Source organism: Billgrantia bachuensis (genome assembly GCF_011742165.1).
In the GTDB taxonomy this organism is placed as follows: Bacteria; Pseudomonadota; Gammaproteobacteria; order Pseudomonadales; family Halomonadaceae; genus Halomonas; species Halomonas bachuensis.
On sequence record NZ_JAAQTO010000007.1, the window covers coordinates 1 to 13,792 of the forward strand.

Annotated in this window: 12 protein-coding genes; all 12 read right to left on the reverse strand. The window is 65.2% G+C overall.

What is annotated here, in order from left to right:
- Positions 1–159, reverse strand: a 159-nt coding sequence (locus HBJ55_RS03430) for a UDP-3-O-acyl-N-acetylglucosamine deacetylase (RefSeq protein ID WP_206022182.1), incomplete at its 3' end; no start/stop codon positions are given.
- Positions 160–270: 111 nt separating this feature from the next.
- Positions 271–1,440, reverse strand: a complete 1,170-nt coding sequence (gene ftsZ, locus HBJ55_RS03435; protein WP_167111076.1) for a cell division protein FtsZ — start codon at positions 1,438–1,440, stop codon at positions 271–273.
- 33 nt (positions 1,441–1,473) lie between these two features.
- A complete protein-coding gene (ftsA, locus tag HBJ55_RS03440; RefSeq protein WP_167111078.1) occupies positions 1,474–2,757 on the reverse strand; it encodes a cell division protein FtsA in 1,284 nt (427 codons plus the stop codon).
- 195 nt (positions 2,758–2,952) lie between these two features.
- Entirely contained in the window at positions 2,953–3,675 is a 723-nt protein-coding gene (locus HBJ55_RS03445; RefSeq protein ID WP_167111080.1) for a cell division protein FtsQ/DivIB, read from the reverse strand.
- Positions 3,672–4,601 (reverse strand): D-alanine--D-alanine ligase, encoded by a 930-nt coding sequence (locus HBJ55_RS03450; RefSeq protein ID WP_167111082.1) that lies wholly within the window; start codon positions 4,599–4,601, stop codon positions 3,672–3,674. Before HBJ55_RS03450 ends, HBJ55_RS03445 begins: the two co-directional genes overlap by 4 nt.
- Complete coding sequence (murC, locus tag HBJ55_RS03455; protein WP_167111199.1) at positions 4,598–6,010, reverse strand: UDP-N-acetylmuramate--L-alanine ligase; 1,413 nt, start codon at positions 6,008–6,010, stop codon at positions 4,598–4,600. Before murC ends, HBJ55_RS03450 begins: the two co-directional genes overlap by 4 nt.
- A 58-nt stretch (positions 6,011–6,068) precedes the next feature.
- Positions 6,069–7,157, reverse strand: coding sequence for an undecaprenyldiphospho-muramoylpentapeptide beta-N-acetylglucosaminyltransferase (gene murG / locus HBJ55_RS03460; RefSeq protein ID WP_167111084.1), 1,089 nt, complete (start codon positions 7,155–7,157; stop codon positions 6,069–6,071).
- Positions 7,154–8,410, reverse strand: a complete 1,257-nt coding sequence (gene ftsW, locus HBJ55_RS03465) for a putative lipid II flippase FtsW (protein ID WP_167111086.1) — start codon at positions 8,408–8,410, stop codon at positions 7,154–7,156. The genes murG and ftsW overlap by 4 nt, the downstream gene beginning before the upstream one ends.
- Positions 8,403–9,782, reverse strand: coding sequence for a UDP-N-acetylmuramoyl-L-alanine--D-glutamate ligase (gene murD / locus HBJ55_RS03470; RefSeq protein ID WP_167111088.1), 1,380 nt, complete (start codon positions 9,780–9,782; stop codon positions 8,403–8,405). Before murD ends, ftsW begins: the two co-directional genes overlap by 8 nt.
- Positions 9,783–9,820: 38 nt before the next feature.
- The gene (gene mraY / locus HBJ55_RS03475; RefSeq protein WP_167111090.1) at positions 9,821–10,903 is read right to left on the reverse strand and encodes a phospho-N-acetylmuramoyl-pentapeptide-transferase; all 1,083 of its coding nucleotides are present in this window, start codon (positions 10,901–10,903) and stop codon (positions 9,821–9,823) included.
- Positions 10,904–10,912: 9 nt separating this feature from the next.
- Positions 10,913–12,280, reverse strand: coding sequence for a UDP-N-acetylmuramoyl-tripeptide--D-alanyl-D-alanine ligase (locus tag HBJ55_RS03480; RefSeq protein ID WP_167111092.1), 1,368 nt, complete (start codon positions 12,278–12,280; stop codon positions 10,913–10,915).
- Positions 12,277–13,785: a UDP-N-acetylmuramoyl-L-alanyl-D-glutamate--2,6-diaminopimelate ligase gene (locus HBJ55_RS03485; RefSeq protein ID WP_167111094.1), complete on the reverse strand. Its 1,509-nt coding sequence runs from the start codon at positions 13,783–13,785 to the stop codon at positions 12,277–12,279. Before HBJ55_RS03485 ends, HBJ55_RS03480 begins: the two co-directional genes overlap by 4 nt.
- Positions 13,786–13,792: the final 7 nt, after the last annotated feature.

Consider the following 13,792-nt stretch of genomic DNA (forward strand, 5'->3'; position numbering starts at 1 on the left):
GCTGGCCGGCACCTGTACCTCGGGATCCAGGTCCGTACGCACGAACACGATACCGGTATTCACCGGGGCCGGACGCAAGGTCAGGTACACCTTCTTCCCGGAATGAAGGCCAACGCCGGTGGCGCGGATGGTGTTTTGCAGGGTGCGTTGTCTGATCATGGGCAGTAGCCAGGCCGTTGTAAGTTATCAAACACCGTTCACTATAACACCGAACGAGTGTTTCAACAAAAAAACATCTCCTGGCCCTGCCTATGCTCGCAATAGCTTCTGTCAATCGGCTTGTCGACGCAGGAAGGCCGGGATATCGAGGTAATCATCCAATTCCTGGGGCGAGCGACGCTTCTCCGGCTGCGGCTTGACCGCCTCCTGGGGCTCGGCCTTGGGCATGGCACTCTGCTGGCGCATGGCCGGCTGCGCACGCTGGCGATACTCGCTGCCCTCGTTGCGCTTGACGGTTTCGCGCCCTGCCGCCTTGACCTGGCGCCCCTCGAGGCCTGCAGCCACGACAGTAACCCGCAGCTCGTCGGTCATGTCCATGTCGATCGAAGTACCCACGACGATGGTCGCGTCCTGCGAAGCGAACTCCTGAACCGTGGCGCCAACATCGTTGAATTCGCCGATCGACAGGTCCGGGCCGGCGGTGATGTTGACCAGGATGCCACGCGCGCCGTGCAGGTCGATGTCCTCCAGCAGCGGGCTGCGGATGGCTTTTTCTGCGGCTTCGCGGGCGCGGTTCTCGCCAGTGGCACCACCGGTACCCATCATCGCCATGCCCATCTCGGACATCACGGTGCGCACGTCGGCGAAGTCGACGTTGATGATGCCGGGACTGGTGATCAGCTCGGCGATCCCCTGCACGGCCCCCAGCAACACGTCGTTGGCGGCACTGAAGGCGGTCAGCAGGCTGGCGTTCTTGCCCAGCACCGAGAGCAGCTTCTCGTTGGGAATGGTGATCAGGGAGTCGACGTGCTCCGACAGTTCCCTCATGCCCTCTTCGGCCACGCGCATGCGCTTCGGCCCCTCGAAGGGAAACGGCCGAGTGACGACGGCCACGGTAAGGATGCCGAGCTCCTTGGCCACCTGGGCCACGACCGGCGCGCCGCCGGTGCCGGTGCCACCGCCCATGCCTGCGGTGATGAAGACCATATCGGCGCCGCTGATCAGCTCGGCGATGCGCTCACGATCCTCCATCGCGGCCTGGCGACCCACGTCGGGGTTGGCACCAGCGCCCAGCCCCTTGGTGATCTCATTGCCAAGCTGGAGCACGGTCTTGGCGGCCACCCGCTTGAGCGCTTGGGCGTCCGTGTTGGCGCAGATGAACTCGACGCCTTCGATATTGCTCTCGACCATGTGGTTGACGGCGTTGCCACCGCCGCCACCTACGCCGACGACCTTGATGACCGCACTGCTCGAGGGTGCGCTATCTACCAGTTCGAACATAAGCCCCGTCTCCTGGACCGCGCCGCGGCCCTATTAGAAATTTCCTTTCAACCAGCCCTTGAGTTTTGCCAGCGCCGGAATTCCTTCCAATCCTCCACGCTGTGAGACGTCTTCGCGCCTGGGTGGCGCTGCCACTGCCCTGCCCTCACGGCCATGCCCCTGCCGAGCCTCCTGAAGAGCGTAATGTAGCAAACCTACACCTGTGGAATAAATCGGATTGCGTACCACGTCCGAGAGTCCACGCACGTTGAGGGGACAGGCGATACGCACCGGCATGTGGAAGATCTCCTCGGCCAGCTCGACGACCCCCTCCATGCGCGAGGTGCCGCCGGTGAGTACCACGCCGGCTGCTACCAGGTCCTCGTAGCCGCTGCGCCGCAGCTCGTCGCGAATCAAGGTGAATAGTTCCTCGTAGCGCGGCTCCACCACTTCGGCCAGTGCCTGACGCGACAGATCGCGAGCGGGGCGATCACCGACGCTTGGCACTTTGATCATTTCATCGCTTGCTGCCAACTGGGTCAGGGCGCAGGCGTACTTGACCTTGATCTCTTCGGCATACTGGGTCGGGGTGCGCAGCGCCATGGCGATGTCGTTGGTCACCTGATCGCCGGCGATGGGGATCACCGCCGTGTGGCGAATGGCCCCTTCGGTAAAGACGGCGATATCGGTGGTGCCACCACCGATGTCGACCATGCAGACCCCAAGCTCGCGCTCATCCTCGGTCAGTACCGCCATGCTGGAGGCGAGCTGTTCGAGGATGATGGCATCGACCTCAAGACCACAGCGCCGTACGCATTTATCGATATTCTGCACCGCATTGAGCGCAGCGGTAACCAGATGTACGCGCGCCTCGAGGCGCACACCCGACATCCCGAGCGGCTCACGAATACCGCCTTGGGTGTCGATGGAGAATTCTTGAGGCAAAACGTGCAGCACACGCTGGCCCTCGGAGATTGCACGCGCTCGAGCCGAATCGATGACACGATCAATATCGGTGGACATCACTTCGCGCTCTTTTATCGCGACCACACCATCCGAGTTCATCGAACTGATATGACTGCCTGCCACGCCGACATAGACCGAATGGATATCGCAGCCGGCCATCAACTCGGCTTCTTCCACGGCGCGCTGGATCGACTGGACGGTCGACTCGATGTTGATCACCACGCCTTTTTTCATGCCACGTGAAGGGTGCGATCCGATCCCGGCAATCTCGATGCCGCCGTCATCGGTAGGCTGTCCGACAATGGCCACTACCTTGGACGTTCCTATATCCAGTCCGACTACCATATTGGATGAGTTGGAAGTGACTGCCATGCGCCGGAGTGTCTCCTGAAACTTGACCCGCTGGGTATCCCATTATTCTGATAAATGGTCATTGCGCCCATTATAGAAACAACTGGCGTTAAACCACCAGTCCATTATGAAAAACCAGGTTCACAATACGGGTTATTGAAGATAAAGAAAACACCGCAATGGCTGCAACATGAGACCTGTTCGTGACGAAAGGTTTCAGCCCGTACCGTCATCTTCCTTTTCGATGTCGGTTTCGCCATGCCAGGCCACTGCCACACCGTTGGGATAACGCAGGTCGATGTAGCGAATATGTGTCGCCTGCGGACCCAATTGACGTTGCCACGCAGCCGTCAGCCTGGCCAGTCGAGCTTCGCGATCATTGCGACCCAGCATTACCCAGACACCGTCATCGAGCTGAAAACGCCAGGCGCCGCGCGGCTCCAGCCGCAGTTGAGTGATGCTCAGCCCCAGCGCTTCGAAGCGAGGAGCCAAGCGGTCATGGTAAGCCAGAACCTCGGCCCCACTACCCACCGGCCCGGCCAGGTCCGGCAGGTCTCCCGGCGGCTCCACCGGGGCGAAGGCGAAGGGTTCTCCCTCCGGATTGAGTAGATAGCCATCGTTCCAGCGCGCCACCGGCACCTGCTCGACCAGCTCGAAGACCAGGGCATACGGCCACTCCCGCGACAGCCGGACTTCGGCCAGCCAGCTAATGTCGCGTGCACGACGACGCAGCGCCGGGAGATCGGCCGACAGCCAGGTCTGCCCCTTCAGCAGCGGCGCCAGCTGCGAACGCAGGTAGTCGGCACTGACGTGATGCAATTCGCCGCGGATTGCTACGCGTTCTATCGGCCGGTCGAGCCAGGTCCACAGGGCGCGGCCGCCGGCCCCCAGCAGGATCAACAACAGCAGTATGCCCAACGTCGAGCCGCGGGTGCTCATGCCTGACGTGGCTCCAGCGTAGTAGCGAGGATGCGCCGCACCAGTGCATCGAAATCTATGCCGGCATGGGCGGCAGCCTGAGGCACAAGGCTATGGTCGGTCATGCCTGGCGCGGTGTTGACCTCGATCAGCCAGAAACGCCCCTCGCCGTCGCGCATCACGTCGACGCGCCCCCAACCTTCTCCACCGACGGCTTCGAAGGCCTGACGGCACAGCTCGCCCAGCGCCGCCTCCTGTGCGGCATCCAGGCCACAAGGAAGGTGATAGCGCGTATCGTTGGAGTTGTACTTGGCTTCATAGTCATAGAAGCCGCTGGGCACTTCGACGCGAATCGCCGGCAGTACGCGCCTACCCAACAGCGACACCGTATACTCCTCACCATGGATGAAGCGCTCGGCCATGACCCGCGCATCGAAGCGTGCCGCCTCGTGGTAGGCCGCCTCGAGGGCCTCCTTGCTGTCGACGATGCTGATGCCCAGGGTCGAGCCCTCGTGTACCGGCTTGACGATGAGCGGCAGCCCGAGCCGGGCAACGATACCGTCCCAGTCGGCATCTTCGGCCAACATCAGCGATTCAGGTGTCGGCAACCCCAGAGCCTGCCAGACGAGTTTGGTGCGCTGCTTGTCCATGCCCAGCGCAGAAGCCAGTACGCCACTGCCGGTATAGGGGATGCCCAGCAGTTCGAGGGCGCCCTGCAGGGTCCCGTCTTCTCCTCCCCGGCCATGCAGGACGATGAAGACACGATCGGGGGCGAGCGCCTCGAGCCCGACCAGGCCGCCATCGGCCGGATCGTAGCCGATCACGTCGATGCCGCTGCGCTCGAGCGCCGCCAGAACCGCCGCCCCGCTTCTGAGGGACACCTCACGCTCGGCGGAGTTGCCGCCATACAGCACCACGACCCGCCCAAACTCGCTCGCCTGCGTCATAGCTCTACCTCGTCGAGAATCAACCGGCTCTCGGCCAACCCAAGGGCAATACCGCCCACATCCCCCGCGCCTTGAGTAATCAGGATATCGTCGGCACGTAGCACCTTGGCCAGCAGCGACGGCAGTTCCGACTTGTTCTGCACGAAGATCGGATCGAGCGTGCCGCGCTGGCGGATGGAGCCTGCCAGAGTCTTGCCATCGGCGCCGGGGATGGGCGGCTCTCCCGCACTGTATACGTCGAGCAGCAGTAGTACGTCGACCCCGGCAAGCACACGCACGAAGTCCTCGTAGAGGTCGCGGGTGCGGGTATAACGGTGGGGCTGGTAGACCATCACCAACCGGCGCTGGGGCCAGCCGGCCCGCACCGCGTTGATAACCATCTCCACTTCGCGCGGATGGTGCCCGTAGTCATCCACCAGCATGACCTCGCCGCTGCCGCCGGGCGGCGCGAAGTGACCATGTACCTGGAAGCGGCGCCCCACGCCGGCAAAGCCGGCCAGGCCACGCAGGATGGCGGCATCGTCGACGCCGGCATCGGTAGCAACGGCGATCGAGGCCAGTGCATTGAGCGCATTGTGCCGCCCCGGCATGCTCAGATGAACCTCCAGCGGGGCCAATCCATCAGGGCGCAGAGCGGTGAAGCGAACCTCGCCGGCCTGCTGGGTGAAGTCGACGATACGGTAGTCGGCATCCTCGCTGAAGCCGTAGGTCACGAACTGCCGATGGATGCGATCGAGCAGGCCGCGCACGTGCTCGTCGTCGATGCACAGGATGGCCAGTCCATAGAAGGGCAGATTATGCAGGAATTCGATGAAAGTGCCCTTGAGCCGCTCGAAGTCACCGCCATAGGTGCTCATGTGGTCGGCGTCGATATTGGTGACGATCGACACCATCGGCTGCAGGTGCAGGAAAGAGGCGTCGGACTCGTCGGCCTCGGCGACGAGGTAGTCGCCCTCGCCCAGGCGCGCATTGGCGCCAGCGCTAGTCAGCTTGCCACCGATGACGAAGGTCGGATCGAGCCCGCCCTCGGCCAGCAGCGTTGCCGTCAAGCTGGTCGTGGTGGTCTTGCCGTGGGTGCCGGCCACCGCGATGCCATGGCGAAAGCGCATCAGCTCGGCGAGCATCTCGGCGCGGCGCACCACCGGCACTCGATGCTCCTGGGCCCAGCGGATCTCGGGGTTCGACGGATCCACGGCGGTGGAGACCACCACCACGTCGGCGCCCGCCACGTTGTCCTCGGCATGGCCGATGGCCACGCGGATGCCATGCTCGCGCAATCGGGCCACCACCGGGGAAGTCTTCAGGTCGCTGCCACTGACCTGATAGCCCTGGTTGGCGAGTACTTCGGCGATGCCGCACATACCGGCACCGCCGATGCCAACGAAATGGATGTGTCGAATACGGCGCATGCCCAGGCCACGCCCGTGGCGTGGCAGCGTTGCCTGACCGGGTACCGGCCTCAAGGTGCTATCGCTCAAGCGCTGTCTCCATGCAACCGGCCACCAGACGCTCGACGGCATCGAGATGCGCGCAGCGGCGCGACTGTCGGGCCATGGTGGCGAGAATGTCAGGGTCGAGCAGCGTCGCTAGGCTCTCGGCCAGCGCCGCCGCGGTCATTTGCTTTTGCGGCATCAACTGTGCCGCGCCCGCCGCCACCAGGGCGCGGGCATTGGCAGTCTGGTGGTCGTCCACCGCGTGGGGCAAGGGCACGAACAGCGCCGGCTTGGCCGCAGCGGCCACCTCGGCCACGGTCAGGGCCCCGGCCCGGCACACCACCAGGTCGGCCCAGTCGTAGGCCGCCGCCATGTCGTCGATGAAGGCGCTTACCTGGGCCTCGACGCCCTGTGTCGCGTAGGCCTCGCGAGTCGCCGCGTCCTTGTCGCGACCGGCCTGGTGGCGCACCTCGGGGCGGCTCGCCTCGGGCAGCGCGGCCAGTGCCTCGGGCAGGCGCTGGTTGAGCGCCAGCGCTCCCAGCGAGCCCCCCGCCACCAGCAACCTGAGTCGCCTGTCGCGCATCACAGCAGCCTCTCGCGGTGATGCCCCCAGGGCGGCGATATCATCGCGCACCGGATTACCCACCACTTCTCCCCGCGTGCCGAACGCCTGCGGGAAGGCGGCATAGACGCGCCGGGCCAATCGCGCCAAGGCGCGATTGGTCAAGCCCGCCACGGCATTCTGTTCGTGGATCACCAGCGGACGGCGCAGCAACCAGGCCGCCAACCCGCCGGGGCCGCTGGCGAAACCGCCGAGCCCCACCACCAGTACCGGGTCGAGTTGGCGGATGATGCGCGCCGCCTGCCACACGGCACGGGTCAGATTGAACGGCGCCTTGAGCCAGCCGGCCAGGCCGTTGCCGCGCAAACCGGCCACGGCTATGCGATGCAGGGGCAGCTCAGCCGCCGGCACCAGGCGGTTCTCGATGCCTCGCGGGCTGCCCAGCCAGTGCACTTCCAGCGCCTCGGCCTGCAGCCCACGCGCCAATGACAGCGCCGGAATGACGTGCCCGCCGGTGCCACCCGCCATGATCAGAACACGCCGTGTTGCCGCCTGCTTCACTTCATGACTCCCTGTCCATTGATTCTGGGCTCGCGGCGCCCCGCCGCCTCACGCGGGGCGGTCGGGCCGGCGCGCCGCAGCGCCTGGCGAGTGTCGATATCCACACGTAGCAGCAGACCCACCATTGCTGCACTTACCAGCAGGCTGGAACCGCCATAGCTGAGCAGCGGCAGGGTCAGCCCCTTGGTCGGCAACATGCCGGTACTCACGGCGATGTTGATGAAGGCCTGGGCGCCGATCACCATGGCAATGCCGTAGCTGACATAAGCGGCAAAGCCCAGCCCTGCCAACTCGGCCCGCCGCCCCACCGCCAGTGCCCGCCAGATCAGCAGTGCGAACAGGCCCACCACGCCGATGGCACCGAACAGGCCGAGCTCCTCTGCCAACACGGCGAAGACGAAGTCGGTATGTGCTTCCGGCAGATAGAACAGCTTCTGCACGCTGTTGCCCAACCCCATGCCCAACCAGTGCCCGCGACCGAAAGCGATCAGAGCCTGGGTCAACTGGTAACCGCTGGCGAACTGATCGGCCCACGGGTCGGAGAAGCTGGTCAGACGCGCCAGTCGATAGGGCTCGGCGATCGCCACGTAGAAGCCAAGCAGGCCAACCGCTACCAGAATCAGGACGAACCGTCCCCACGGCGCCCCTGCCAGCAGCAACATGCCCATAACGCAGCCGGTCATCACGACGACGGCGCCGTAGTCCGGCTCGAGAATCAACAGCACGGCGATGAGGCCCATCACTATCAGCGGACGCAGGAAGGCCCCCCAACTGCGGCGCACTTCGGGCAGGAAGCGCTCCAGATAACCGGCGAGATAGACGATCAGGCACAGCTTGGCCACTTCCGATATCTGCAAGTTGAAAGGCAGTAAAGGAATCGACAGCCAGCGCCGGCTGCCATTGACCTCGCGCCCGACCAATAGCACCAATAGCAGCAGCACCATGCTGGCCAGTAACAGCAGCGGACCATTGGCACGCCACCAGGCCAGCGGCGAACGCAGCGTCGCGGCAGCCGCCAGCAGCGCCATGGCCACGAACAGGGCATGACGCTGGCTGAAATACCAGGGATTGCCGGTGAGACTTGCCGCCACCTCGGTGGAGGCCGAAGTGACCATGACCCAACCGGTCAGTATCAGCGCCAGCGCGGCAAACAGCAGCCAGCCATCGAACGGCTGCTCGCGGGTCGAAAGCGCCGCGCGCAGCCGACGCAAGCGGACGAACCTGCGCGTGGATGCCGCCTTGGTTCTAGCCATGTCCGCCCTCCTCGACGAGCCGTTGGACCCACTGCCGAAATACCTCGCCACGTGCCAGGTAATTGGGGAACTGATCGAGGCTGGCGCAAGCCGGCGAGAGCAACACGCAATCGCCCGGTTCGGCAACCTCCCGCGCGCGCTGCATGGCAGCCTCGAGGTCGGCTACACGGGTTACGGTCACACTGTCTCGCAGGGCTGCGGCAAGCCGGGGGGCATCGGCACCGAACAAGATCGCCTCACGCCCATAGCGGGCCATGGGTTCGGCCAGAGGCGCGAAGTCCGCGCCCTTGCCCAGCCCGCCAGCCAGCAGTACCAGCCTCCCTTGCAGAGTCGGCCCCAGGCCGGCCAGGGCAGCCAAGGTGGCCCCGACATTGGTCCCCTTCGAGTCGTTGATCCAGCGCACGCCGTCGATATCGGCGATCGGCTCGCTACGATGGGCCAGGCCTTTGAATTGCCGTAATACTTCGCACATGGTCTCGAGCGGAAAGCCGAGATGGCTGCCCATGGCCAGGGCCGCCAGCGCATTGGCTTGGTTGTGACGCCCCGCCAGCCCCAGCTCGGCGGTCGCCAGCAGCGGGGTGCCGCCATGCATCAGCCAGTCCTGGCCGTCCCGCCTGGCAATGCCCCACTCGCCCGCCTCGGGAGGCAGGGTCGTGAAGCACTCCACGGCCGCAAGCGGCGCATCCGGCCAGGTCATGCGATCCTCGGCGTTGACCACGGCGTGCCGGGCACCGCGAAAGATGCCAAGCTTGGCGGCACGATACCCCGCCATATCGCCATGCCGGTCCAGGTGATCCTCGGAGAGGTTGAGAAAGGCGGCGGTTTCGGCCCCCAGGCAAGGAGTGGTCTCGAGCTGGAAGCTGGAGAGTTCGAGCACGTAGAGTTCCGCCTCGGGCATCTCGACGAGCAGATCCAGGGCCGGCGTGCCGAGATTGCCGCCGACTGCCACGCGCCGGCCGGCGGCGCGGGCCATCTCGCCGAGCAAGGTGGTGACGGTGGACTTGGCGTTGGAGCCGGTGATGGCGGCGATCGGCGCCCGCGCCGCGCGCACGAACAGGGCGATCTCGCCGACCACCAGCGGCTCCCCATCGGCGCGACGGCGCTTCCCCATCTCGGCCAACCCTGGCGTCTGCGGATCGACTCCGGGGCTCACCACGATCTCCGCGGCATCGCTCAAATCGAGTGCCGTGAGCGGTCCGCAATGCAAGCCTACGCCAGGGTGGGCAACACGGAACTCGTCTAACCCCGGTGGCTCCTCACGGGTATCGGCCACCATGAAGGGCACCCCTTCCCGGGCCAGATGCCGGCAGATCGCACGACCCGACACGCCGAGTCCGACCACCAGTGTCTCTCCCTTCGCCACCTTGGGCATTGCGGCCTCCTCGCTCGGTGGAACCGGCGTCCCCTGGCTCAGCGAACCTTCAGCGTGGCCAGGCCGACCAGCACCAGTACCACGGTGATGATCCAGAAGCGCACGATGACCCGCGGCTCCGGCCACCCCTTGAGTTCATAATGATGATGCAACGGCGCCATGCGGAAGATACGCCGCCCGGTCAGCTTGTAGGAGCCGACCTGCAGGATCACCGAGATGGTTTCCAGCACGAAGATGCCGCCCATGATGAACAGCACGATCTCCTGACGCACGATGACGGCGACCACGCCCAGCGCCGCGCCCAGCGCCAGGGCACCGACATCGCCCATGAAGACCTGGGCCGGGTAGGTATTGAACCACAGGAAACCGAGACCGGCACCAGCGATAGTGGCACAGAACACCGCCAGTTCACCGGCTCCGGCAATGTTGGGAATTTGCAGATAGTTGGCGAATACCGCATTACCACTCGCGTAAGCGAAGATCGCCAGCCCCATGGCGACCATGACGGTGGGCATGATGGCCAAGCCGTCGAGGCCATCGGTGAGATTCACGGCGTTGGAACTGCCCACGATCACCAGGTAGGTCAATACCACATAGAACACGCCCAGCGGCAGCACTATGTCCTTGAACAGCGGTACGATCAGACTGGTTTCCGCCGGGCTGGTTGCCGTCAGGTAGAGCATCAGAGCCGTACCGAGGCCGATCACAGACTGCCAGAAGTACTTCCAGCGCGCCGGCAACCCACGGGGGTTCTTCTCCACCACCTTGCGGTAGTCGTCGACCCAGCCGATCGCCCCGAAGCCCAGCGTTACCACCAGCACGATCCACACGAAGCGATTGCTCAGGTCCGCCCACAGCAGCGTGCCGACGGCGATCGACATCAAGATCATGGCGCCGCCCATGGTCGGCGTACCGGCCTTGGACAGGGGCGACTGCGGTCCGTCGTCGCGTACCGCCTGACCGATCTGCCGTTCGACCAGGCGGCGGATCATCCACGGGCCCAGCCACAGGCACAGCAGCAGAGCCGTCATGGTGCCCAGGATCATGCGCAGGGTCAGATAGTTGAAGACATTGAAGGCGCTCTGGTACTGCGCCAGAAAATCAGCCAGAAAAAGCAGCATGTGTTGCGTTCACCTTGATGCGTCAGCTCGTAGCGCCGCCACCACCCGTTCCATGCCAGCACTGCGCGACCCCTTGATCAGTACGCTGGCACCGGTGGGCAGATGGTTCAGGACATGGCGCGTCAGCGCCTCGTGATCGTTGAAATGACACCCGTCATCACCGAAAGCCTGGCTCGCGGCCAGTGCCGGATCCCCACAGGTCAACAGCACGTCGATCCCCATTTTCCGTGCGTAATGGCCGACTTCCGCATGCAGCCGGTCCGAGTCTTCCCCCAGTTCTCCCATGGCACCCAATAGGCACCACCTGGGGCCAGGCAGTTCGGTCAGAAGCGCAAGCGCCGCCTTGACCGCTCCTGGATTGGCATTGTAGCTGTCGTCCAACAGACGGCTCTCTCGAATGCCTTGCAGCGGACTCAGCCGCCCCGGCATCGGAGCCGCGGCTGCCAACCCCGCCCGCAGTTGCTCGTCATCCAGCCCCAGTGCCAGCGCTGCCGCCGCGGCCGCCAGCGCGTTGGCGACATTATGCCGCCCCAGCAGGGCGAGCTGTACCCGGCCAACCCGACGGCCATCCACGACAAGCGTGAAAGCATAGCGCCCCAGGGCGTCGCAGGCCAGCTCGGTGGCCCGCACACGGCTTTCCTCGGCAAAACCGAAGTCCAGCACCTCGCGCGGTGCGGCCAACCGCGCCCAGACCGGGAAGTAGGCGTCGTCGCGGTTGAGCACTGCCACGCCGTCACGGCCCAGGCCGGCGAGTATCTCGGCCTTGGCCTGGGCGATCTGCCCCATGCCGCCGAACTCACCAACGTGGGCACCGGTGACATTGGTGATAATGGCAACTTGCGGTTCGGCCAGGGCCGTGGTCCAGGCGATCTCGCCAAGATGGTTGGCACCCAGCTCCAGTACCGCCTGACGGTGCTCATCGCCAAGCCTCAGCAGGGTCAGCGGTGCACCGATGTCGTTGTTGAGATTGCCCAGCGTGGCCAGGGTCTTGCCACGCTGACCGAGAAGCCGGGCCAACAGCTCCTTGACGCTGGTCTTGCCGCTGTTCCCCGTCACTGCCACCAACGGGCCACCCCAGGCACGACGTCGAGCCTGCCCGAGCAGGCCCAGCGCCAGGCGGGTGTCCGGTACCACCAACTGCGGCAGCGGGTCGTCGACGTGATGTTCGACCAGTGCCGCTGCCGCCCCCGCCTCGCGCGCCTGGGCGATGAAGTCGTGGGCATCGAAACGCATGCCGCGCAGAGCCACGAACAGGCTCCCGCGGGATAACTGACGCGTATCGCTGACGATATCGCTCAGCGAAATGTCCTGGTCGGGCGCCGCCACGCCGAGTGCCTCGGCAACGGCGGTCAGGGTCTGCAGACCGGAACCGCTCATGGGCTCACCTCACGTCGTGCCAGGGCAGCCTCGGCTTCGGCGATATCGCTGAAAGCATGACGCACGCCGGCGATCTCCTGATAGGGCTCATGGCCCTTGCCGGCGATCAGTATCACATCCTTGTCTTCAGCCTTCTCCACGGCATGGGCAATGGCTTCGCTTCGCCCAGGAATGGTCTCGGTACGTTGCCTGGCCTCGGCCGAGACGCCGGCGAGTATCTGCTCGCGTATGCGGTCCGGATCCTCGCTTCGGGGGTTGTCGTCGGTGATCACCAGTCTATCGGCATGGCACTCGGCGGCCGCCCCCATTTCGGGGCGCTTGCCGCTGTCGCGGTCTCCTCCACAGCCGAACAGGCACCATAGCCGGCCGTCGCCAGGCAAGTGCTCACGCAGTGCGCCCAAGGCATTCTCCAGCGCTTCGGGGGTATGGGCATAGTCGACGATCACGGCCGGCCGGTCGGAATGCCCCACTCGCTGCATGCGCCCCGGCACCGGTGTCAGCCGCGCGGCAGCATCGAACAGCGCATCGAGCGACTCACCCAAGCCATGCAGGGTGGCAATGGCGAGCAGGACATTATCGAGATTGAAGCGGCCCATCAGCGGAAGCTCGAGCGAACGCTCGCCCTGCGGGGTCGCCACCAGTGCCAGTTGTCCGTTGCGACTGGGCTGCCAGTCGACCACCCGCAGCGTCGCCGCCGTATCGTCGCCGACCGCCAGCACGCGCACGCCCTCCGGTAGCCCCGCCAGCATCAGGCGAGCCAGGGCGTCATCGGCGTTGACTACCGCAAGCGTCAGCTCGGAGCGGCGGAACAGGCGTGCCTTGGCGGCGGCATAGGCCGCCATGCTGCCGTGATAGTCGAGGTGGTCGCGGCTCAGGTTGGTGAATACGGCCGCGGTGACATGACAGCCGTCGAGGCGCCCTTGTTCCAGTGCATGGGAGGAAACCTCCATGGCTACCCGGTCGATGCCGCCCGCCGCCATCTCGCCGAGGGTCGCCTGCAGCGTCAACGGTCCCGGCGTCGTCAGCCCAGTATCCTCGAGCTGCCCGGGCCGCCCCACTCCCAGCGTGCCAATGAGGCCTGCCTTGCGACCCAGTGCCTCGCTCAGCTCGGCAACGTAGTGGGTCACGGAGCTCTTGCCATTGGTCCCGGTCACGCCGATCAGCTCCAGCGCATCGGGCACCGCAAAGAGCAAGCGCCCTAGTTCACCCAGGCGCTGACGCAGAAAAGGCAGGCCAAGGATCGGTTGCCCCTGCATCGAATCGGGAAGCTCCTCGTCCGGCTCGAGGTGGTAGAGCACCTGAACGGCTCCCGACCGGAGTGCCTCGGCCAGGTAGGCACGGCCGTCACTGGCCACTCCGGGTACGGCCACGAAAACGTCTCCCGGCACGATCTGGCGGCTGTCGAGCACCAGACGTACCGAGGTATCGGCGGCGAAGCCGGGCAGCGCCAGGCTGGGCCAGCAGCGGCGCAGCGCCGCCTGGAGACGAGAAATTTTTACCTGCATCGACACA

Bases quoted from the DNA above. Each gene is read 5' to 3' on its own strand.
- murC (WP_167111199.1), bottom strand. From the start codon at position 6,010: ATGCGCCGTATTCGACACATCCATTTCGTTGGCATCGGCGGTGCCGGT.
- mraY (WP_167111090.1), bottom strand. From the start codon at position 10,903: ATGCTGCTTTTTCTGGCTGATTTTCTGGCGCAGTACCAGAGCGCCTTC.
- HBJ55_RS03480 (WP_167111092.1), bottom strand. From the start codon at position 12,280: ATGAGCGGTTCCGGTCTGCAGACCCTGACCGCCGTTGCCGAGGCACTC.
- murD (WP_167111088.1), bottom strand. From the start codon at position 9,782: ATGCCCAAGGTGGCGAAGGGAGAGACACTGGTGGTCGGACTCGGCGTG.
- ftsW (WP_167111086.1), bottom strand. From the start codon at position 8,410: ATGGCTAGAACCAAGGCGGCATCCACGCGCAGGTTCGTCCGCTTGCGT.
- ftsA (WP_167111078.1), bottom strand. From the start codon at position 2,757: ATGGCAGTCACTTCCAACTCATCCAATATGGTAGTCGGACTGGATATA.
- ftsZ (WP_167111076.1), bottom strand. From the start codon at position 1,440: ATGTTCGAACTGGTAGATAGCGCACCCTCGAGCAGTGCGGTCATCAAG.
- HBJ55_RS03450 (WP_167111082.1), bottom strand. From the start codon at position 4,601: ATGACGCAGGCGAGCGAGTTTGGGCGGGTCGTGGTGCTGTATGGCGGC.
- HBJ55_RS03485 (WP_167111094.1), bottom strand. From the start codon at position 13,785: ATGCAGGTAAAAATTTCTCGTCTCCAGGCGGCGCTGCGCCGCTGCTGG.
- HBJ55_RS03445 (WP_167111080.1), bottom strand. From the start codon at position 3,675: ATGAGCACCCGCGGCTCGACGTTGGGCATACTGCTGTTGTTGATCCTG.